The organism is Chitinivibrionales bacterium (genome assembly GCA_035516255.1).
In the GTDB taxonomy this organism is placed as follows: domain Bacteria; phylum Fibrobacterota; class Chitinivibrionia; order Chitinivibrionales; family FEN-1185; genus FEN-1185.
This window is the reverse complement of sequence record DATJAL010000052.1, coordinates 263,265-286,017: the sequence shown is the minus strand read 5'-3', so window position 1 is coordinate 286,017 and position 22,753 is coordinate 263,265. Positions and strand designations below refer to the sequence as shown.

At 53.2% G+C, this 22,753-nt stretch carries 17 protein-coding genes; 6 read left to right on the top strand and 11 right to left on the bottom strand.

The window, feature by feature from the left end; genetic code table 11:
* Window positions 1–46: 46 nt before the first annotated feature.
* From VLX68_16540 to VLX68_16510, 7 genes are all read right to left on the bottom strand, one after another.
* Window positions 47–961 carry a hydrogenase small subunit gene (locus VLX68_16540; protein HUI93853.1) on the bottom strand — a complete coding sequence of 305 codons (915 nt, stop codon included), beginning with the start codon at window positions 959–961 and terminating at the stop codon, window positions 47–49.
* Window positions 958–1,473 (bottom strand): hydrogenase maturation protease, encoded by a 516-nt coding sequence (locus VLX68_16535; protein ID HUI93852.1) that lies wholly within the window; start codon window positions 1,471–1,473, stop codon window positions 958–960. Before VLX68_16535 ends, VLX68_16540 begins: the two co-directional genes overlap by 4 nt.
* A 124-nt stretch (window positions 1,474–1,597) precedes the next feature.
* Complete coding sequence (locus VLX68_16530; GenBank protein HUI93851.1) at window positions 1,598–2,695, bottom strand: sugar kinase; 1,098 nt, start codon at window positions 2,693–2,695, stop codon at window positions 1,598–1,600.
* Between the two features lie 154 nt (window positions 2,696–2,849).
* Complete coding sequence (gene eda, locus VLX68_16525; protein HUI93850.1) at window positions 2,850–3,497, bottom strand: bifunctional 4-hydroxy-2-oxoglutarate aldolase/2-dehydro-3-deoxy-phosphogluconate aldolase; 648 nt, start codon at window positions 3,495–3,497, stop codon at window positions 2,850–2,852.
* Window positions 3,498–3,630: 133 nt separating this feature from the next.
* Window positions 3,631–5,625 (bottom strand): FAD-binding protein, encoded by a 1,995-nt coding sequence (locus VLX68_16520; GenBank protein ID HUI93849.1) that lies wholly within the window; start codon window positions 5,623–5,625, stop codon window positions 3,631–3,633.
* 115 nt (window positions 5,626–5,740) lie between these two features.
* On the bottom strand, window positions 5,741–6,511 hold the full coding sequence (locus VLX68_16515) for a 3-ketoacyl-ACP reductase (GenBank protein HUI93848.1): 771 nt from the start codon (window positions 6,509–6,511) through the stop codon (window positions 5,741–5,743).
* Window positions 6,512–6,581: 70 nt separating this feature from the next.
* A complete protein-coding gene (locus VLX68_16510; protein ID HUI93847.1) occupies window positions 6,582–9,182 on the bottom strand; it encodes an FAD-dependent oxidoreductase in 2,601 nt (866 codons plus the stop codon).
* A gap of 373 nt (window positions 9,183–9,555) precedes the next feature.
* Here VLX68_16510 and VLX68_16505 point away from each other — a divergent pair, with 373 nt between their 5' ends.
* From VLX68_16505 to VLX68_16495, 3 genes are all read left to right on the top strand, one after another.
* Entirely contained in the window at window positions 9,556–10,680 is a 1,125-nt protein-coding gene (locus tag VLX68_16505; protein ID HUI93846.1) for an aldo/keto reductase, read from the top strand.
* A gap of 112 nt (window positions 10,681–10,792) precedes the next feature.
* Entirely contained in the window at window positions 10,793–11,818 is a 1,026-nt protein-coding gene (locus tag VLX68_16500; protein ID HUI93845.1) for a ThuA domain-containing protein, read from the top strand.
* Between the two features lie 200 nt (window positions 11,819–12,018).
* On the top strand, window positions 12,019–13,599 hold the full coding sequence (locus tag VLX68_16495; protein ID HUI93844.1) for a sulfite exporter TauE/SafE family protein: 1,581 nt from the start codon (window positions 12,019–12,021) through the stop codon (window positions 13,597–13,599).
* Window positions 13,600–13,630: 31 nt separating this feature from the next.
* Here VLX68_16495 and VLX68_16490 read toward each other — a convergent pair whose 3' ends face one another.
* On the bottom strand, window positions 13,631–14,998 hold the full coding sequence (locus VLX68_16490) for a hypothetical protein (GenBank protein HUI93843.1): 1,368 nt from the start codon (window positions 14,996–14,998) through the stop codon (window positions 13,631–13,633).
* Window positions 14,999–15,439: 441 nt separating this feature from the next.
* Entirely contained in the window at window positions 15,440–16,411 is a 972-nt protein-coding gene (locus VLX68_16485; protein ID HUI93842.1) for a hypothetical protein, read from the bottom strand.
* A 489-nt stretch (window positions 16,412–16,900) separates the two neighbouring features.
* On the opposite strand from VLX68_16485, the gene VLX68_16480 reads away from it, so the two are divergent.
* A complete protein-coding gene (locus VLX68_16480; protein HUI93841.1) occupies window positions 16,901–18,376 on the top strand; it encodes a hypothetical protein in 1,476 nt (491 codons plus the stop codon).
* A gap of 107 nt (window positions 18,377–18,483) precedes the next feature.
* The gene (locus tag VLX68_16475) at window positions 18,484–19,758 is read left to right on the top strand and encodes an MFS transporter (GenBank protein ID HUI93840.1); all 1,275 of its coding nucleotides are present in this window, start codon (window positions 18,484–18,486) and stop codon (window positions 19,756–19,758) included.
* 84 nt (window positions 19,759–19,842) lie between these two features.
* Here VLX68_16475 and VLX68_16470 read toward each other — a convergent pair whose 3' ends face one another.
* Together VLX68_16470 and VLX68_16465 are read right to left on the bottom strand one after the other, a co-directional pair.
* On the bottom strand, window positions 19,843–20,256 hold the full coding sequence (locus VLX68_16470) for a T9SS type A sorting domain-containing protein (GenBank protein ID HUI93839.1): 414 nt from the start codon (window positions 20,254–20,256) through the stop codon (window positions 19,843–19,845).
* A gap of 129 nt (window positions 20,257–20,385) precedes the next feature.
* Window positions 20,386–21,591: a carboxypeptidase-like regulatory domain-containing protein gene (locus VLX68_16465; GenBank protein ID HUI93838.1), complete on the bottom strand. Its 1,206-nt coding sequence runs from the start codon at window positions 21,589–21,591 to the stop codon at window positions 20,386–20,388.
* A gap of 239 nt (window positions 21,592–21,830) precedes the next feature.
* On the opposite strand from VLX68_16465, the gene VLX68_16460 reads away from it, so the two are divergent.
* Complete coding sequence (locus VLX68_16460; protein HUI93837.1) at window positions 21,831–22,739, top strand: hypothetical protein; 909 nt, start codon at window positions 21,831–21,833, stop codon at window positions 22,737–22,739.
* Window positions 22,740–22,753 lie beyond the last annotated feature (14 nt).

Sequence of the window (22,753 nt, the reverse complement as noted above, 5' to 3'; positions counted from 1 at the left end):
TCACTCAGTTTTTTTCTCTGAGTTCTCAGTGGCTCTGAGGTGAATTTTATGCCTTCTTCATCGGGAACAGTCCCCTGGCCCCGTAATCCGGAAACACCGGTTCGGTGCAGCCGATGCATCCAGCGCCGCAGCCCGTGCACGAGTTGACGCCGAGCCATTTGCGCGTGGGGATGTCGCAGTTGGTGTCGATGCCCAGGCAGCCGAGCTGGAACAGGCAGCCCTCATCGCCCCACGAACGCGCGAACTTGTTTTTCTTATACTCGGCAAGGTGCTCGCATTTGTCATGCACCGTCCTGCCGAAATACGCTAGCGGCCTTCCGTACACGTCAAGCTTGAGCCGCTTCCCCATTATCAAATAGACCAGGCTGCCGATGATCCAGTCCGGGTGCGCCGGGCAGCCCGGGATGTTGATCCGCTTTGCAATGGGCAAAACGCCCCACACCGATGTCGCGCCCGTGGGATTCTCCCCGCCCGACCGCAGCGCCGCGCCCGGAATGCAGCCGTAGGCGGCGCAGGTTCCCACGGCGACCACGGCCTTCGCATTTTTCGCCAGCAGCGCCACCCATTCCCTCACGCCGCGCGGCGCGCCGTTCACCTCGCCGATGGTGCAGTACGTTGCCGATTTCTGCGGGATGGAGCCCTCCACCACGAGCACGTAGTCTTTTTTTCCTTCGTCAAGCGTTTTAAGCAGGATGTTTATGGCGGTGTCGCCCGTGGCGGTGGAAAGGGTCTGGTGGAAATGCAGGCTGATGCGGTTGGTGACGAGCGTGGCGATGTCCGGGTCGCCCGCGTTGAGCAGCGACACCGAGTCGCCGGAGCACGACTGTCCCTGGAGCCATATTACCGGGGTGCGCGATGAGGCCTTTCCCAGCGTGAGCTTGGTGCCGGCGAGAATGACCTCGGGAAAAGCAAGGAGCGCGCTGGCACCGCCCATAATGCGGATGAATTCCCGCCTGTTCATTGCAGGGGCGCGTCCTCGCCTATCGCGATTCCGGAGTCGGATTTCTGGTAATCGGAGACGGCCTGAAAAACCAGCCGAAGTACCTTTGGAATCGCGGCGAGCACGGGTTCCGTGGGTTCGATTCCCATGGATTCCGCATCATGGGGCACAATGCCGATGATTTCCGTTTCCGGCTTCTCGCCGAGCACTTCGAGCGCCCGGAGCGCCTCGACGATTCCCGTTTCATGCAGTGAAACGGCATGGGGCGCGGATGAAGAGAGGCGGCGCGCATCAAACCTGAATATGCTCCCCGGCTCCTCTTCCTCAGCTTCGAGCGCATCCACCACGATCACCCGCTCGCGTCCCTGAAGGAGTGAGGGAAGGTCGAGCCCGCTGGTTTCCGCGTCGACGGCCTCGGCGAAGTCGGGAAGCTTTCCGGAATCGTTGAGCAGGTTGACGACATGGACGCCCACGCCGTCGTCGGTGCGCAGCAGGTTTCCGATGCCGAGGATGAGGAAGGGTTTGAGGGACATACTATATTTATATAAAAATAAGAGATTTTTCAGATATCTAATAGGGAAATTTTCTTCCGCATAGTAAGAGATTTCACATTAATATCAAATCATTAAAGATATTTTTTACCTAAATTCTGCCCACTTACCTCTGCACCCTCGCGCTCCCGCCCCTCATTATCTTCTCCACTTCCTTCAGCGTCGCCGTGGAGGTATCTCCGGGCGTGGTCATGGCGTGCGCGCCGTGCGCCGCGCCGCAGTCAACGCAGTACTGCGGGTCTTTGCCGGCAAGGAACCCGTAGATGCATCCCGAGGCAAAACTGTCGCCGCCGCCAATGCGGTCGCAGATGGCAAGGTCGGGGTATTTTCTCGACTCAAAGAATTTTCCGTCGCACCAGAGCACGGCGGCCCAGTCGTTGACCGACGCGGTCTTCGCGTCGCGCAGCGTAGTGGCGACCGCCTTGAAGTTCGGGTATTCCTTCACGACCTTTTCAATCATTTTCTTGAAGCTCGCCGGGTCGAGTCCCGAAAGGTTTTCATCAACGCCCTCCACCTCGAACCCGAGCGCGGCCGTGAAGTCCTCCTCGTTGCCGATCATCACGTCAACGTATTTCGCGATCTCGGCGTTCACCTCCCGCGACTTCGCCTTGCCGCCGATGGATTTCCACAGCGATTCCCTGAAGTTAAGGTCGTAGCTGATCACGGTGCCGCCGGCCCTTGCCGCTTTCATCGCCTCGATCACCACGCCGGCCGTTGTGGACGAAAGCGCGGCGAAGATGCCGCCGCAGTGGAACCATCGCGCGCCCTCTTCCTTGAAAATTTTGTTCCAATCGATGTCGCCCGTTTTAAGTTGGGACGCGGCGGTATTGCCGCGGTCCGACACGCCGAGCGCCGCGCGCACGCCGAAGCCGCGCTCGGTAAAGTTGAGCCCCACGCGCACATTGCGGCCGATGCCGTCGAATGGCGCCCATTTGATGTGCGATGTGTCAACGCCGCCCTGGTAAATCAGGTCGAGCAGAAGGTATCCCACGTCGTTCTCCGCGATCGCGGTGACCACCGAGGTGTTCATGCCGAAGCAGCGCTTGAGCCCGCGCGCCACGTTGTATTCGCCGCCGCCCTCCCACACCTTGAATTCGCGCGCGCACTTTATGCGGCCTTCGCCGGGATCCAGGCGCAGCATGATTTCACCGAGGGAAACTTGGTCCCATTTGCATTGTGATTTTGGTTTGATGGTGAGGGGCATTGCATATTCTCCTTTATAAATGTTGACGGGTAGACGAGTTGACGAATAAACGAGTTGCGTTATAATCTGATCCAAAATTATTGTCACTCCCGCAGAAGCGGGAGTCCGGTCAACAACAGAGACATGGATTCCCGCTTTCGCGGGAATGACACCGTCATTTCTTTATTACAGCAGCTTTCGCTATCTCCACTGCCCGCTTCGTTATTTCCGCTATCTGATCAAACTTTTTTTCATTTATCAAGTCAGCCTTTGCGATCCATGTTCCCCCGCAGCACAGGGTCTTGGCAAAGCCAAGATACGCCGCAAGATTTTTTTCGTCGATGCCGCCGGTGGGCACGAACCGCACCTTTCCGTACGGCGCGCTGATGGCGGTGAGCGTCTTGAGCCCGCCCATCGCCTCAGCCGGGAAGAATTTGAGAACATCAACGCCCAGGTCGAGCCCCATCTCGATTTCGGTGGGCGTGGCAACGCCGGGCGTGACCGGTATGTTGTTCTTCACGCAATATTCCACAACCTTGGGGTTGAACCCCGGCGCCACGACGAACACCGCGCCGCAGTCGAGCGCCTTCTTTACCGTGTCCACCGAAAGCACCGTGCCCGCGCCCACGAGCATGTCCCTGCGCGAGGCCATTTTCCTTATGGCGTCGGCGGCGGCAGCGGTGCGGAACGTTATTTCGGCGCAGGGCAGGCCGCCCCTGACAAACGCGTCCGCGAGGGGTGCGGCGTCGCCGGCGTCGTCTATTTTTACGACCGGGATGACCTTCATCTGCTCGAATTTTTTGAAGAGTTCGGCTTTGTCCATCGCTGCTCCTTGCTTGTAGAAAAAGATTCACCGCAAAGACGCGAAGGACGCAAAGATATGTAACATTTTTATCCTTTATTTTTTACTCTGTTTCACTCTGCGTTCCTTGCGCCTTTGCGGTGAGATTTTAGTTTTATTTGTAAATATCGCCATTACGGTACGCCTGCCACGCCGTTTCAAACCAGGCGTCGGCTTGCGGCAAGGGCCTGCGCGGCACCCACCGGTGCGAGAAGGTCGCGTCGTCGACGGAAACAACATCGGTTTCCATCACCTTGTCCTGAAAAGTCTCGTCCTGCCGGGCAAAGTTCCATTCGGGGCCCAGGTCCTTGTGCGCGGGAATACCGTTTTTGTCAAGCACAATTGCCGACCCCCTGCTGCCCACGCCGCCGTCCACCGCGAACTTCACCGCGTCGAGATACGCCACATGCGCAAAGCACAGCTGCAGGTTGCGCAGGGATTCAACCGCGTCCTTGAGCGTTCTGCACGAGCTTCCCTTTTTGGAAAGCTCCTGAAATTGCCGCCTCGCCTCGGGGAGCGCCTTCGCCAGCCCGCCCGCGCTGCGGATATGCGCGCCCGCCTTTGTCATGCGCGCCTGGAATTCCGCGCGGGATTCCTGCCATTTTATTTTCGAAGTCTTGCCTTTTTCAATCCAGTCGAGAAGTCGAGCAATGACTTTTTTCGCTTCAGCCGCGGCAGCGCTTTCGCTGAGTTCCTTCTTGTCATACCGGTGCGAAATATATTCAGCGGCGCGGAAGCCCGCCACCTGGCCGGAATTGAGTGCGGATCCGCCCGGCCGGTAAATGCCGTGCGAGCCGTTCACTTCGCCTACCGGGAACAGGTGCTTTACATTGAGCGATTCCCACCACAAATTTCCGGCAAGCCCGCCGTTGTTGTGCTGCGAACACACGGCGATCTCAAGCGGTTCCTTGGTGATGTCGATGCCGTGATCTTTGTACAAATCAATAGCGGGTTGATTCATTTTCTTCAACCGTTCGACGGGTGTTCCCAAGAGCGCGCCTGATTTTTCAAGGTAATCGTGCGTTTCTTTTGACAACGCGTTGAAATCAAATTCATCGGGATTTCTCCTGTAGTCAAGAAACACGCGCCTTCCCTTGATTACCGTTTCGATATAGACGAGAATATCCACGATGGACGACCCGCCCGCAACCTTGCGCGGATCAAACGGCCATTGGTACCCTTTGAGAAACACCATGCTGCTCATTTCGCCGGCATTGGCAAAGAACGGCCGCATGAACTCTCTTTCATCGCTTGCGCCGTCGGCCGCCGTGCTGATGAACCGGGGAATCACCTGCATGTAGGTGCCCGACACGTTCCACCGGAACTTGATCGACGCCATGCCGTACTGCGATTCCGGAAGGCCCTGTGCCTTTGCGTCCGCCAGGAGCGCCAGCCCGATGCCGCCGGTGTGAACCGTTGGATAAACGCTCGTTTTATAAAGTCCGCCGGGACCTCCCGCGGCGAAAACGACATTATCCGCGAGATACATTTCGAAGGCGCTCTGCGCGGTTTTCGCGCACAGGTTCATGACAACGGCGCCCGCGGCACGCCTGCTTGCCCCCTCGCCTACTGTCAGCAAAGAAACCGCCACGCGTTTTTCGCGGGTGTCAATGCCGCGGCGTTTTGCTTCCCGAATGAGCGCGCGGCACATCTCGCGCGAGGTGTAGGGCCCGACGGACGTGGCGCGCTGGCGCGGGTCATGGTCGGTCTTGTAGCCCACGACCTGGCCGTACTTGTCGGAAGGGAATTTCACCCCGAGGTTCACCAGGTTGAGAAACGCCCGCGCCGACAGCGCCGCCTCCACGAGCGCGAGGTCGCCGTGCATGCCGCCGCTTCCGAAAAACGATTCGGCCAGCGCCATGGGCGAATCGTCCTGCCCGCCGTACATGCCGAGCTTGTAATAGGTCTGCTTGTCGCTGCCCGTGTTGATCGACGTGCCCATCGAAAGCCCCTCGGTCACGATGCACAGGTCGGTGATGCCGTTTGCATGGAGCTGGACCGCTGCGTTGAGTCCCGCGGCGCCTGATCCGATGACAAGAGTGTGGATTCGATGACAAGGGATGGAAATCTTTTTTCCGTTATGCGTGATAAGAATTTTTTTTGTACTCATTTTCACTTTTCCTTGTCTCCACGGTACCGCCGCCTTAACAATTTCGCTTTTTATCAAGGAGGCGGCGGAAGCTGCACCCCAGGGGGCTACTTCCCCCGACAGATTATTTTCTATTTTATAATCGCGAAACCGTAAACCCGCCATCCACATTCACCACCTGGCCCGTCGAATACCCCACATCGCCCCTTGCCATCATCGCCGCGCATTTTGCGATGTCTTCCGGAAGACCCCAGCGCTTCTGGAGGAGAATTCCTTCAGCAATAAGCTTGTCGTATCGTTCCTTGACAACCGCGGTCATGTCGGTCTGGATGATGCCGGGCCGGATTTCATAGACCGGGATGTTCTCTTCGGCGAGCCGCACCGCCCAGAGTTTGGTGGCCATGCTCACGCCGGCCTTGGAGATGCAGTATTCACCCCTGCTGATGGAGGCGGTCTCGGCCGAAGTCGACGAGATATTGATAACACATCCGGTCCATGAGGAATCGACCTTTTTCTGCTCGATCATCCACCTGGCCACAAGCTGGGTGAGAAAATACGGCCCCTGGAGGTTGATCCTCAAGACACGCTCGAAGCTTTCCTCGGTCGCGTCAAGCACGTCGGCGCGCACCTTCGGCGCGACGCCCGCGTTGTTGACAAGCACGTGGAGCCCGCCAAAGGTCTTCTTCACCGCGTCAAGGGCGTTCTTGCGGTCCACGGGATTGCTCACGTCGCCCTTGAAATACAGGACGTTCGCGCCCGACGCCTTGAGGCCGCCCATGTTTTTGGCGACGTCGGCCTCGTTGAGCACGTCGAAAATCGCGATATCGTATTCCTCTTTCGCAAGCTGCTGCGCGATCGCGTATCCTATGCCGCGCGCGGCGCCGGTGACCATCGCAGATTTTTTCATCCCGGATCCTTTCGGTTATCATTCGTTGATGGGGTAAAAATTACCGTCAACGCACCAACTCTCCAACGCATCAGCTTTTTAAAAACGCATGTATCGACTCCGCCGCCTTCATCCCTTCGGCCACGCCGCGCACCGCGGTTTCCCCGCCGCTTACGCAGTCGCCCGCGGCGAAAACGCCCTTTTCGCTTGTCGCAAATGTCAAAGCATCCGCGGCGACCAATCCGTTTTGGGCCACCGCGACCGGCCCGAGCGCGGCAAGCACCTTTTTGGAAATTTTCTGGCCCGTGGCTTCTATCACCATGCCAACGTCGAGAACGCTTCCGCTTTTCGGAACGATCTCGGGCCTGCGCCTGCCCGACGCGTCGGGTTCGCCGAGACGGGTGCGGACAATTTTCATGCCCGCAAGTTTTTTCTTCTTAAAAATATAGCCGGAAGGCTGGGTCAGGATCATTAGATGCACGCCAGCGTCGAGAAGGCCGTCGCGCTCGCTTTTCCAGGCGGGCATCTGGTTGAACGAGCGGCGGTACACGAGGTACACGTCCTGCGCGCCCTGCTTCTTGGCGGTCATGGCCGCGTCGATCGCGGTGTTGCCGCCGCCGATGACGGCCACCCTGTCCGGAAGTTTTTTTAATTTTCCCTGCTTGGCGAGGGCCAGGAACGTAAGCGCGTCCGTGACGCCCCGCTCCTTGCCCGCGCCGGAATCGAGCCCCACGGCAAGCAGCACCGCATCATGCTTTTTGCGCAGGTCGCCGAGCGACAAGCCCGATCCCAAGGCGCGGTTGTAAACCACGGTGCAGCGTTTGTTCACAATGGCGGGTTTGAGGATCGCGTCGGTCTCGGCTGTTTCGTCTCCGTAACGGTAGTCTGGAATTATGGCCGTGGGAGTTCCTCCGAGCTGTTTGTTCTTTTCGTAAATCGTCACGGAATGTCCCATTTCGAGCAGCCGGATGGCGCAGCCGAGCCCGGCCGGCCCGCCGCCCACCACGGCAATTGACTTTGCGGAAATTTTGTCGGGCATTGCCACGCCGGTTATTCCCTGCAGCCGTGCGATGCGCGCCGTCACCAGCTGGATGTCGGCCACCGCGATCGGGTTGAGGCAGAAGATCTTTTCGAGGCATCCGCCCTGGCACTGCTCCTCCACCGGACATACGTACGCGCACATCTCAGGAAGCACGTTGGACTTCCGGAGCATCCGGTATGCTTCCTTGATATTGTTCTCGGAAAATGCCCTGATGAACCCCGGAACGTCCACGTGCGCTGGACAGGCCGCGCTGCAGGTCGCCTCGGTGCAATTTCGGCAGCGCTGCGCCTCGGCATGGAGCCGGTCGAGGGAGAAGCGTCGCGCGGCGCGGTATTTGGGCCCGTATATCTCACTGTCGTGGACCACGCAGCCGGTCTGGCCGCCGTCGCGCATGATCTGCGTGCAAGCCGAGCAGGTGACGCAGCATTTGGCGGGGTCCATGGCGCCTTTTTTTATGATGTCATTCACCGAGTCAGGATAGGCGAACATGCCCCTTCCCTGTCCGATGAGCGTCGCCATGCCCTGCCGTACGATGCCGGCGGCAACCGGCGGCATGAACTGGCGCAGCCAGCCGAGCCCGGAGCCCACCACCGGCAGTTTCGGGTACGCCTTTTGAATCGCCGAAAACACATTGACAAAACGGACAAGCCCGAGCAGCGGGTGCTCGTCGGGAACGCTGACCCCTTTGACCGGAAAATCGTAGGGCCTGCCCACGTGCGGGTTGAAATAGGGGTTGCCGATGGATATATTGAGGACCGAAAGCCCGATTTTTTCCAGCAGTCCCGCCAGCCGGAGCGGTTCGGCGAGATCCGGCCTGAGAGGATCCTCTTTGTCAACACCCCAGCCGTACGGATACCGGTACGCGTCAAACGCGTTCATCCTGGTGGCGAGAAAGACCTCCGGCACCTCTGAGGATATTCTGGTGAGCGTCTCGCAAAGCATCCGCGTCCGGTTCTCGAACGGACCGCCGTATTTTCCCTCCCGGGTATGCGAGCCGAGGATCTCGGCAAGAAGGTATCCATGGCAGCTTTTGATGTCGATGCCGTCGAATCCGGCGGACGCGGCGAGCCTTGCCGCCTCAACGTAACGGTCTTGCAGTTTGTCAAGGTACTCGTCGTTGACGACCGGATAGTCGGGCCCGAGGTTGTGGCGTGAGTCGAGCACGGCGCTGTGCTGGGCGATGATGGGCGCCGGCACGCCCGCGGGCTTGCTGTAGCGGCCGGAATGGGTGAGCTGGATCACCATGACCACGTCCCTTCCCATCTCGCGCCTCGCGGCCTGTTTGACCCTGCCGACCAGGTTTTTAAACACGCCGACGTTCTTCTTATGCAAGTAAATCTGCCCGGGGTTTGAGCGGCCTTCAGGCACCACGGCCGACGCCTCGAACCAGATGAGCCCCACACCGCCGCGGGCATACCGGAGATAACGCCGGAACGTCAGCTCCTGGGGCGCGCCGTCGATCGTGGCATCAAATCCTTCCATTGGCTGCGCGACAAAACGGTTGGGGACCGAGAGGCGGCCCTTATTGACCGGATCGCCGAGAATCCTGATGTTACTCTCCTCAAACGGCAGCTGCAAGTGAAGGTCCGCAAGATCCTTTTTAAGACCATCGATAGTTTTATAATGAAACCGGTCATGCGATCCGTTCATGCGCCGCTCCGGAAATAAAAATTTGTGGTAAAAATGCCATTACCATGGTACAATTAGACCAAAATACGTGTCAATCGGAATACGGATTACAAATAATTTAATAAATTAAACAATTTTCCATGAGCTTTTATTTTTAAATAGGAGTATATTTACTTTTAAGAACATAATTGATTTAAAAGGGATACGGTTTAATAATATAAATCTCTAAAATGTTATTATAAACCAAGATATATCTTACTGTAGGTAAGAAAATACTTTTGGCAAAGCATCCATTTATTTATATATTTAAAACTGGTAAAAAGCTGCAGATTTAATATTTTTTAAAGCAGCTATAACTTATTGATAAATATAACCTTATAAAGAAGGAGCCCGTATGGATCAGGACAAAAAACAGATCAGCCGGCGCAAGTTCCTCGCCGATGCAGCGGCCTTGTCTTCCGCGCCGATTATTGCCTCGTGTTCAGGCGGCAGCAAGATGCCCTTGCCGTCAAACATCCAGACAGAAAATCCCAATGCACCGGTTTCCAAGCCAGCCGTCTCCGGTGATTGCCTTATGACGAGGCGGCCGTTAGGGAACACCGGATTACAGGTCTCCATTCTCGGATTCGGCGGCGGCACAAAGTTCGCGGCCCTCTCCGATCCTGCGGGCAGGTACGCCGCCCTTGACGCCGCGCTTGCCGGCGGCGTCAATTATTTCGACACGTGCGTTGAATACGGAACCGCGGCCACCCTTGGAAACTATTTTTCCGCAGCGAGCTGCCCGGTGTCGCGGGACCAGGTAATCATCGTTGACAAACTTGACGCGCGCGACTATACAGGAGCCAAAACCAGTCTGGCGAGCGAGCTTGCGCTGTTGAAAACTTCTTATGTCGATATCCTGCTCATGCACAATATCGCTTCCACTGATGATATCACCACCTTCGCGGCCTCCACCGGCGCATGGACGTACCTGCAGGAGGCGAAGAAAAACGGTCTGGCGCGATTCATCGGCTTCTCAAGCATGGACAACACAGCCGGCGGCGGCAATCTTGTCACGTGGATAAACAGTACCATGAATCCGGATGTATGCACGCTGGCAATGAACATCACAGGATACGGCAATATGAAGAACACCGCTGCACCTGCCGCTCGCGCAAAAGGAATGGGCGTTTCGTGCATTAAAACACTGCTCGGAGTAGTCGGCGCCGCTCATCCCATTGCGGCCTGCTTCGGCGGCCTGCTCAGTCTCAAGGACGCAAACGGTGACTGGCTCGTATCCACCTTAATAGTGGGCCATGACGGCGTTGGTTTCGCAAACGGCGCCGCCGAAGTGACCGCCAACTGCGCGACCATGAACCAGCTGTACCCGCCCGCGCCCTGCACGGGCGTGCTCTCGGACAATAATCCGTACAATTACGACGATCTCGAGCGCAGCGCCAAGTCGCTTGCAGGGCCGCACGCCCTACCCTGGGCACGGCCGGATTTCAAGGACAACGGAAAACCCTATATATGGGCATGAGCAATTGATAGTGGAACTAAGGATTACGGCGGTAAAAAAAATATTATGACACTCGGCTTGATAAGCTAAAATGAAGCGAAAAGTCAAGTGATCCTCTTGAAAGGAGGCCAAAATGCTTAGGTTAAAATTCTGGGGCGTGGCTGCAGCCTTGTTGGTTATGGTGTTCTGTGTGGGTGTTTCTTTGGGATACCCCAGGCAAAATGGGCTAAAAAGCGTGCTTGATCTTTCAGACATGGGCCCTGTGGGGCATCCGGTTGCAGACGGGGATACTATGTTAAAACATCTGTCCGCAAAATTCGGTTTTCAGCTCACTATCGTGAAAACCCCAGTGCCGATCACCAGGGCCAACCTGCAGCAATACGACGTGGTTATTTTTAACCAGACCTCCTATGCCGGAACAACCCTTAATGCCGATGAACAGCTCGCATTGCACGATTACCTGGAAATCGATCGTGGTGGCTGGATCGGCTGGCACGGCGCAGGGGCTACTCATGCCACATGGGCATGGTATATCGATTCCCTGATTGGCGCAGATTTCACGAATCACGGCGGTGTTGTGCGGGCGGAAATGTACACCAACCTTCAACTGGCCACGAACGATACATTCAAAATCTTTTTCGGTAATGTGCCTGATACCTTCTGGACGAGCGAGGAATGGTATAATCTGACTCCTAATCCGTACAACCTCCCCTTTTTACATATGCTTCAATACGTCGACGAAGCATCGTATGGAGTTACGGTAATGGGTCCGCATCACCCTGTTACATGGTGCCAGATTTTTCCTAACGGAGGGAGAGCCTTTTATTGCAGCCGCGGTCATACCTCGGCATGTTTTACCGAAACGACGATGGACTCCACGATCTGGGATGCTTTGCAATGGTGCGGTTCACAATTGCCGATTGTCTCTGTTGCCCCTCAAGAGAACTTCCTGCATTCCAAGGGGGGTGAGGACATTGCAAAATGGAATTTTAATGAGCCGACACGTTTGAATGTTTACAATCTTGCAGGACAACTTGTGGCATCAAAATGGGTTAAAAGTCTTGCCGAAGCCCAGAATGCCCTTCCTGCGGGCTGCCATGTCGTGCGTATCATGGACGGGTCGGGACGCACCGCGAAGCAGATGACAGTGGTAAAGTAAGGCTTTTTGCCGGTTATCCGTTTTTTATGCACCATGAAGGGAAGCTCTTGTGAAGGAGCTTCCCTTCTACATTTATTGACGCTGCGGCGACGCGTATCCTCAACGCGCCGGAATGAGTTCTCCGCCATGGAAATGCGGCCCGTACTATATTTTGCATCTCCGGTACAAATGGCAAAATCGCACCTTAAAGGAATTGATTCATGAGCACGCTGTTGGCTAAAATCTGGAAAGTGATTTTTATTTCCCTGTTATTCGTAGCCTTGTCGCTAAATCCCGTTCTTGCCCACAATACAAGCTGGAACAAGGCGCTTATCATACAAAATGGAAATCAATTAACCTTGAAATTGCGGGTGGTTCAGGTTGATCTACTGGGCGAGGTGGACAAAGGAATAGACAGCACAGCAGTTCTCAGCACCAAAGAATGGAACGAATTGCTGCCTAAAATCAAGAGCTACGTTTTTGATAATATTGCTCTCAAAATCGACGGTAGTCCGGTAACGAACGTCGTCGACGAAAGCTGGAAGCTTGAAGACAACTCAAACGGCGCCGCAGCGGTTGACACTCTCATGCGCGCAATTGAAATTTCCCGGTCATGGAACTTTGCCGGCGTTCCGCACACCGTCGAATTCAAACCCGATCTGCTCGAGCATGTTGTGCTGCCGGTCAAATGGGTGGTCGTGCTGGCCACCGACCGGACAAAAGACCGGAGATTGTTCAAGGTTATTTCACGCGGGGAAACGGCCTACTTCGATTTTGACAAGAGCGCATTCGTCAACCAAGCCGGCAAATTGTTGTCCGGTTCGGACGAAAGCACCCTCTGGGGCAGAATTTCATTGTTCGTAAAAACAGGCTTCAACACCTTCAGCCTCGAAAAAATATTCAAGCCGGGCGAAAATCCTTCCATCCTTATTATTTACCTCTTCCTTGCAATTATAATCGGCGCGCTCCATGCGCTCTCCCCCGGTCATGGGAAGGCGCTGATCGGGGCATATATCATCGGGAATAGAGGTACTGTTGCCGATGCCGTTACGCTGGGAATCGTCACGGCAATCAGTCATACCCTCAGCGTTCTCGTCCTCGGAGTAATTATTTTGATCGCATTTAATTCCGTGGTCCCGCCGCGGATGAATCTCTATCTCAATGTCGCATCGGGTTCGATTATCATCATCATCGGCGCGCTCATGTCCAGAAAACGTCTCATGGAATTGAACCACGCAGACGATCATCATGGCCGTTTCCACGATCACCACACGCATTCACACGACCATGATGAGGAGCACGGTCATTCACATGATGAGCATAACGATTTTGAGCATTCATATCATCACCTTGAGGAGCACCGCCATTCACACTCTGAAAACGAATTACATGAGTTTTCGCATGGGCACGGACATTCACATTCGCACGAGCATTCCCTTGAACATGAACATGCGCATGGACATCAGCACGTTACAATGGAATCGATCCAGAAGAAAGGATTCATGACGAATGTAATAATGGGGATTTCCGGCGGTATGGTTCCCTGTCCAACGGCACTGGTTGTTCTTTTTCTTGCCGTTTCGGTCAAGAAAGTTGCCCTTGGTTTATTGCTGATTGTTTTCTTCAGCTTCGGCCTTGCGGCAACGCTGACCATTCTGGGAATTCTGTTTGCAAAAGGTTCTTCGCTCATCAACAAATACGACAAAAGCAAATTCTTGCCAAAATTGCCTGTTTTCAGCTCGATACTGATTATTCTAATTGGTGCGGCAATCGTAATCAGGGCAATGCTTGCGCAGGGATAAGTTTAAATTCCGATCGAAGCCCACCGCATGTTCACTCCGGCAACTTTGCGAAACGGTACGTCAGCGTTGCGCCCAGACTGAAATTTCCTTGCCATCGTGCGAGAACACCCTGGCGAAGAATCGGACTGTCGTAAAATGCGCAGGAATATGATGCCTGGATTCTGAGTACATTCGCCACTTCAAGCGCAACAAAGGGGGTGATCATGTGCGTGTTAACCGCCTCCCCTTCCCACTTTGCCGGATCATTGTCGATAAACTCGAAATTGTTTCCATTCGGCTCCAATGTCGTGTAGTCGTTCGTAACCGGTTCGATGTCCGGGATATTTGAATGGGCATCGGGATTGAAAAAGTGAAATTCATCATAGCGTGCACCTATGCGGACGCCTTTCAGGACGGGATAGGAAATGCGCAGCGCGTATTTTATCGCCTTGAAATCCTGCGCCGTAAGGGTGGCCGTGTCCATAAAGCCGCCCTCCCGGTAGATGGATGCGGAATCCAAGTAATAATAGGTATGATCAAACGCATAGGTAACGCTGTTTTTTTCCGGAATCCGCCATGATCCCGCTACCGCTCCATCAACCATCAGCTTCTTCCACCGCCAATTAAACCAGTACATGCCGTTCAGAACCGAACTGCCATCCATGGAAAAATTCGGTATCATTTCATCCCACTTCCAGCTGTCGACAACCGCTCCGACTTTGTCACTCGGTTTGTTTACATAGTCGGGCGATCCGCTGGCCAGAAAAACGGTTCCTCTGCCGTAGGCAAGCACTGCATTCTGGACCAAACCTTTTGTGTTTAAAACAAGCTCCGTTCCGATATGCCAGCCTCTTGTTTTAGGCAGATAATATGTTTTAGTAATTATTGCATTTCCGGGGTAGTCGAGAATATTCGGATTGCCGATGCTGGTCTGGGTCGAATCCGCCGGACATTCCTGGTAACCCCCAATTAATTTCAGACCGAAGATTCTTTTATACCCGTATTGCGCCCGCAGAAAAAGATGATTGAGGTTTCGGATATTGTCCAGCTTTTCAAACAACACCTGCTGGTTGCCGGTTGTGTCATTGAACCAGAGAGTCCTGCCGAGAAATTGCTGGCCGGCCGCCGCTTCCCAGGAAAAAAAATGGGTCTGCTGGATATTGCAGTCATAATTAAAAAGCAGTCCGTCAAAATTAAAATTTTCAAGCGGCATCAGATCAAAAATCGGGCAATAAGACCCCGTAATATTTAACCGGCCTATTTCCCCTGAAAAACCCTTTAAAAAGGGAGGCGCCCACTTAATGTCGAGTGAGCTGAGCTGGATGTAGTTACTCACGCTTTGAGCATTTTCCGCAAGGTTGTCCAGATTGCAATCCAAGGTCATTGTCCCCCAGACATCGGGCAGGAAACGATATCTCAAACGGCTGCTTACGGAATTACCTTGCCACAGCGGAACGTACCCGAAATCGCCCTGCGAAATGCGATCGTCTGACCTGAAGGGGCTCGGGTTTTTACTGGTTGACTCCAGGTACAGAAAGGAATTATACACGTTGGAAATGTCCCCTCCCGGCCCGAGCGGTTCTCCGCCGTGCAGGTCCGGACTGAGCGAATGTCCCAAATTGGCGTACAGATCGAACGCCAATTTTACGGAATCGTTCATATCATAGATGGATGCGCCGGAAAAGGTCCGCCCGGCTCCCGACCCGCCGAATGCGCCTCCTTGTCCGTTCATGGATTGGTGTGCAGATCCTTCGTGCTGCAGGAAGAGAAACACAAGACAAAACAACGCAGCTTTTTTCATGGGTGTCCGCCATTCCTCAGATCTATGCCGGTAAGCGGCCGTTATGATCCGCCGCAAATGCTATTTAAAAAGAACCGTATCCTTCTTCTCTTTTTTCTTCTCGTGATCTTTGTTGTAGAAATAACTCCGCATTTCCGTTTCCGATTTCTTCACTTCATCGCTCAGCCACACCAGATCCTGTGCGCTTACAGAAAATTCTCCAAGGTCAAAATACTGATGGATCTTGGTGGTCTTATTCTTCAATTTGTCCACTTTCTCAAAAACCACATTCCACTTCTTTATACCGGCAGTGTCGGGCACGATCTCGAATTTGAGCAGATACTTCTGGAAAGAGGTGTCGTCCCAAGAAAGTGAAAGAGAGGACGCGTTTCCTAAAGGGTTGCTGTCATTATTATTCTTTGAAGGATTGAAGTTTTTCAAATCAACCCGGGGGCCAATTGACGACAGCTGCGCCGGAGAAGATCTGAACAAGGTGCCGGTGTCAATTACCATGTTCACCAAGGAGTCCTTGGACGGGGGAAAGCTGTCCGCGCGAATCGCCCTACTGAGATTGATTGAACTCAAGCCCTTTTTTGCCGCTGTCGAATCTGTTTTCCCGGCTTGGGCGACCAGACTGTCGATGTTATCAAGAGACAGAAGGCGCAATTCATTATAAAGCGAATAGATAACCTTCAAATGGGGATGAATCTTGTCAAAGTTGAATTCCTCCATATCATTATTCATCGCCTGCAATACCGCATTAAGTGCTTCAAAAATCTCCTCAGGCGTCCTCTTTTTGAAGTTCTCTTTTTCACCCCGGCCGGCAGGTGCGGACGGCACGGATGCCTGTACCTTCTGGTTCAGTCGCGGATTGTTTTCCTGTGCCCGGGAGTGAACAGTGAACATGAATAACGCAAAGGCTGCCAGCACGGCTTTGAAGGTCCCTATAATAGCAAACGATGATGATTTTTTTTTTCTCAAAAAACGGTGATCCAAACCAACAGAAAGACATTTTCTTTTGGTGAACGAGAGGTGTGCGGAAACTCTTCTCATGCTCGCTGTTTTGTCACGCAGTCATGGGTTGTTCATCACGTTTCCCGGCATCCCCGCCCGAAAAAGCCGTTCGGTGCAAGAATTTTATAAACCGCAGGACGGTTTCCTTATTGTTCATCGTAGTCTGAAAATTGTTGCGGTAACGCTTTGAAATGGAGGCAGACAAAGGACCGATCACATCAAGCGACGGCGCTCGTAAGTGTAATATACTCAAGTTTGTTAGAATTATCAATAGAAACCAATAAGGTTGTTTGGGAAATATATCTTACCTTCGGGAAGAAAAATGTTTTGGAAACGCATGTGCGCATTTTTATATTAGTTCATATTAAAAGCCCTCGTTTTAGCCCTAAATTCTTTGCAACTAATAAGAAACAACGTCCGGATTCTTTTCGTTAATTCTATTTATAAGCATTTAAAGAGACCACAATTACTAAGACATAACCTGTTGGCTGTGATTCAAACTGTTTAATCCCAAAGGAGGACCAGCGCATGAGGTTTTTCACCACTGTTTTACTGTGTGTTTCCTGGGTGAGTTTGGTTTTAGGCCAGCCCGCGGCCGACTCATCCGTCCCGGAGCAAAAAACCCTTCAACCTGCACCCGACACCTCTGGTATCGATCACAAGCCGATCAAGATGTCTTCGGGCCTTGACGAAGGCCAGCTCGTTGAGGGACAATCATCCCCATACGTGAATCAGCAGTACAACGTGAGACAATGGATTTCCCGCCTTAATGTGTTCCTGAACGGGGAAGCGGTTGTTGCGAACCGCTTGACATTGAAACTGGGGGTGGGTGCGTTTGTCTGGTATGCTTTCCCTGAATTGCCCACCGACGTATATCTCGTCCCGAAATTCTCTCCCGCAGTCAGCGAAGCCTCCGGAACGTATAAAATCGGAAAAGACCTTGCCAACCCTTTGTTCGAATTTCAATTCGGCTATTTTCCCTTCAAATACAACCCGGATGCATATGACATGGGAGAATATCTTCTGAAATCGGGAGCATATCCTGGCTACCTGGTAAACGGCAGATGGAACATCATCGGCGACAACCTCTACCGGGCCCTTGGAATTCGTTTCAGCAATTATCTGCTTAACGGTGCCATAGAGCAGCATTTTCTAGCAACCATGGAATTAAACTATCCGCCCATGTACGACGTTTCTCCCAGTTATATCATCAAAGGCAACATCGCCAAGATGCTCTCTCTCGGGGCTGGCGTCTCGTGGGCCCACGCGATTTCCATGAATGAAAGCAAGACAACGCCAAAAGATTTCTACAACCGATATCTTGGGGACAGCGCACTTAATAGTACTGAAGGACTGAACGGCAATACGGACACGCTCAAGGGCGTTCAGTATTACACCTTCCGGGGCATTAAACTCATGGGCATGGCCTCCTTTGACATCAAACCGGTGATCCCGACCACCGTGTTCGGCAAAGAAGACCTGAAGATATTCGCTGAAGCGGCCGTGCTTGGCGTTCAAAATTACCCTTTCTATTATGACGATATCACAAAGCGCATTCCGGTCATGTTCGGTTTCAATTTCCCCACGTTCAAGCTCCTCGATGTATTGTCTTTTGAATGGGAATATTATGGGAGCCAGTTCGACAACAACATGATGGCCTCTCAGAACAATCAAGATCCGATATGGTACATTCCCGGCGGATCTTACAATCCAAGGGATTATGACGATACGGCTGTTTTTACACAGGCAAGCGGTTTTGACAAAGAAGGCGCCAAAACCTGGAGGCAGTATTTCGACAAGGACAATTGGAAGTGGGCGATCTACATAAAAAAGAGTCTGGGAAAGGCGATTTCCCTGCATCTCCAATTTGCCAATGATCATATGCATATGATGACCTACCAAGTGCTTCCGGATTACATCGACGCAACGCACGGCGTGGACAGTCCGCTTAAGATGTTCCAGAAACAATGGTATTTCGATTTCAAAGTTCAAATTGGCATTTGATTCAGACAAGAAATTGCAGACAACAAAGGGAATGGTGAAAAAGGCTTCCGGCGTGTCTCCCGGAAGCCTTTTTTCAAGACCCTCATTCATGAAAGGACCGGAATAAAATGGCACTATCAGAACCTGCCGTCAGAAAATCCGACACCCCCTGGGTCAACCTCACCGTCGCCTGGCTCGGCTGGCTGTTTGACGGAATGGAAATGGGGATTTATTCACTCATCGCCGTTCCGGCGCTCAAAATGCTCATGCACACACAGGACATGGGGCTCGTCCTTCCCAAGGTCGGTCTTCTGTTCGCCCTGTTTCTCCTCGGCGCCGCGCTGGGGGGGTACGTATTTGGCGCGCTGGGCGACAAGATTGGCAGGGTCAAGTCGCTGGCCGCGACCGTGATCGTTTATTCGCTCTTTACGGGGCTCAGTGCGGCCTGCACCGACGTCTGGCAGTTCGGCGCGTGCAGGTTCCTCGGCGCGCTCGGCCTGGGCGGCGAATGGGGACTCGGCGTCGCGCTCGTTATGGAATCGTGGTCGAACAAGAGCCGCCCCGCGCTTGCAGGCATACTCGGCGCCGCCGCAAATGTGGGTTTCCTTGTTTGTGCAATTATAGCCATCATCTTGACAAAATACGCAGGCGGAGTAAACGAGCACTGGCGTATAATCCTCCTTATCGGTATCGTGCCGGCGATAACAGTCTTGTTCATGCTACTCGGCGTGCAGGAGCCTGCGGCGTGGAAAAAAATAAAAGAGCGGGGTGAAAAGGCATCGTTTTCGGAACTTTTTCAAAAGGGACTAGCCTACAAAACCATCATGGGATGCCTTATCGCTTCGATTGTCGTGCTTGGCACGTGGGGTGTGTTCCAATGGATACCTTCATGGGTTGATCAGATGGCCGCTTCTAGCAAGACGCCGTATCAGAAGCCAATAACCCAGATGTTCATGGCATTCGGCCAGATAATCGGCGCTTTTTTCGGCGGATTTATTGCGGAATGGATAGGCCGAAGGAAATCCTATGCACTGTTCTGCATCGGCAGTTTATGCGCATCGCTTGTACTTTTCTATTTTGTCAAGTCCTATGGCCCGCTGCTCTGGACACTTGCGGCCGCGGCCGGTGTGTTCAGCACCGCGTTTTTCGGCTGGCTACCCCTGTACCTGCCCGAGCTCTTCCCCACCCGGATAAGGGCGACGGGAGAAGGCATCACCTACAATTTTGGCCGTATCGTCGCGGCAATCGGGGTCTTTGCCGGAATCGGCAACCTGTACCACGTTTTCGGCGCAGGGGCAAGGGCTTTCGCAAAGGCAAGCTCGGTCATGGCATGCGTGTATCTTGTCGGCCTTATCCTTATCTGGTTCCTGCCCGAAACAAAAGGACAGAAATTGCCAGAGTAAAAAGGGCGAATATCCGTGGTAAAAAAAGAGCCTTTCCCTGTGGGAAAGGCTCTTGACTTTGTTGAGCCGTTCACTCCAAGCTTGTTATTTTACCACCACCATCTTCTTTACAATAGAGAACTCGCTGGTCATGAAACAATAGAAGTATTCCCCCGCGGCCAGGAAATTCACGGGGAAAAGCACGCGGTAGGTTGTCCCGCCGGTTCCGGGGCCGTCGACAAAGTAGCCAATGAGTTTTCCTCTTGCATCATACAGTTTGAGGCTGACCGGGCCCGACTGCGCGACGTAGAAGTAAATAATGGTATAGCTTGAAGCGGGATTGGGCTGGTTCTGGGAGAGCGGGTCCTTGTTGCCGTGCTGATGCAGCCAGGGTGAGGTGTAGGTCGGTTGGTTCGTCCCTAATTGTTTTTTGGCATGGGAAAAAATGGAATCGCTTTTCTGAGGATATACGCCATGCGGAACCGCAAACAAAAACAAAAACAGAAGAAAAAAACGCATGAGCGTACCCCGCCGATGGCATTACCGCATTATAGACGATGCCCTCCACAAAGAGAAGAATCCCCTCCTTGCCGGGCGGGGATTCTTCCAAAAAAATACTTCAAATCACGGTCGCTCGGACAGATCGTCCTATTGGTAAGAAATGACCATATCGGCGAGCGGGACAACGGACGCGGCAGGGTCTGCTGATGGAACATATTGAATGGCCGGCGTCCGCACCACGGTCTGGGTGCCCAGCGTGATGCTGTCTGAATACATGATGTTGTATTGATTGTCAACATTCATCTCAAAGCAGAACCGGTAAGGGATCCCCGCAGTGAGCGTCAGATTGCCGGGATTAAATTCAAATGAACACTTTCCGATAATCGGCGTCGCCTTCGTTATTGCGTCCACGTACGCCGTATTACTGCTCTTGAAGGTGGCCCATGCGTTAGAGTCGGGCCCCCTCCAATCAGGATTCACGATATATTGCGGATAGGAATATCCTTCTTGTGAAAGCCACCAGTTGACAAACATGGTATTCCGGTAATCCAGGTTTCCGCTCATGTCCTTGGCAAATATCGTGGTGCAGAGCGTGACCGCCGGATCATTGTCGGTGGTTCCCTGGTTTGTGGTGCAGGTGAAGCTCAGGACCTTGTTCTGCATCTGCGCCGGGGTTCTGAGTATCAGGTAATGCGAACCACTGTACGATTCAATAGGCCAGCTGTTGGTTCCGATGCTCGGCATCGAAACAATGAGGCTGTCGATCACAGCCGCTTTTTTGGCGAGGCTGTTCGCGGGAGTTTTGCCGGTAAAAGCCTGCACCGCCGCCGAACCGACACGGCTACCGAGCATGGGCACCTTGAAGAATGAAGTCTGGTCTCCAATACGGGCGCGAACGACATAGGTCTGCGATGTTTGCATCGCGGCGCGGATCGGCACCCGGTAATTCCCTTGTTTCATGCTCGAATTGACAAGTTCAAATGCCTTTCTGCCGGACAGGGTGAAAAGATCGATTTTCACCTGCTGCGTATTCTGGCTCACGCTGAAATGGAGGCCGTCCGACGCCAGGAACGGCCGTGAGACGGAAGCGGCCTTTTGGATCGGTGCCTGTACCGCCATGGGAACAAGAGCGTCAAATCTAAAGTAACCGGGTCCGGGATCGCCGACCATGGTATCGGTAGCAACAGTCAAATTAGCGTTTTTCAGATGGACCGATGCTCCCTTCACGGGCTGTCCCGCCCAGTCGGATACATACCCCGTGATCTCAACAACAACAGTGTCGGCAGGAAAAGCAGCAGCAGCGAGAACAAGCGCAATGATACCTGCGGCACAGATCCTTTTGGTAAAAAACATGATGCCTCCTTTTATAATAAATAAGGTTTTATGCTATTATACCTTCTAATATTCCTGATTTTCCATAAAAACTACATTTATTTTTGGACGGTTAATAAATATAATAAGCAATTTTTGTCCATTTCACCCCTTTTTTTTCTTACCTTCAGTAAGGAAATTCCACAGAAATAGTTAAGTAAAATATAAGGATTTAATAATATATTAATGATAGAATTATATATACAAACCGGGAGTAAATTATGAAATATCGCAGTCTGACCGCCGTCCTGATTGTATGCGTGCTCACCGTATCTCAATCTTTCGCCCAAAAACCAGTAGTGGGTCTCGACTGCTTCCATAACAATGAACCAACGCCTCACTATACGTGGCAGCTGACCAGCGTGGGTGGCTTCTCGCAGTGTGCACAGCTCATCCTGGGGCTTGGCGCAGACACGGCAAGCATTCAAACATCACCGGATTCAGCCGTGCTCGCTCCCCTAAAAGTATTTATCATCGTCGACCCCGACGACTCCTCGGAATCGCCGGATCCTGAATTCGTTACCCCGGCGGAGGCCGACGCCATTGACAAATGGGTGCAGCGGGGCGGGAGCCTCTTGCTGCTTACCAACAATAAGGGCAACTGCGATCTCACGCACGTGAACATCCTTGCGGCAAAGTTCGGCATCACCTTCAATAGCGACACCTATGGCGGAGGCGCAGACCTCGGCCCACTTCCGGCCAATCCTCTTTTTGCGGGATGCGACACGCTCCATATCGTCGACATGTGCACGCAAACGCTCGTCGCGCCGGCCCAGGCCCTGTTCACCCTCGGAGGGAGCGTTCTCATCTCAACGGCACTCCAGGGGAATGGAAAGGTGTTCGCCATGGGCGACCCATGGCTTTACAATGAGTATATCAATTCGAAAGACAACAAGCTGTGCGGCACCAATGTCATGAAATGGCTGCTGGGATTGACCACCGGAGTAGCTTCTTTAAGGATGGTCCCGCAAACGAATGTTGATCTGCAGCGGTCATCGACGGTTGCAAGGACGTTCCTCCCCAACGGTAGGTTGATTTTAAACGCTGGTCAAAAGGCGTCATTCGCCCATGTCAATGCCTGCATTATCGTCGGTCCGGCGGGCGTAAGCAAAAGCATTTTAATTAATTGATTTTTAAAATAATT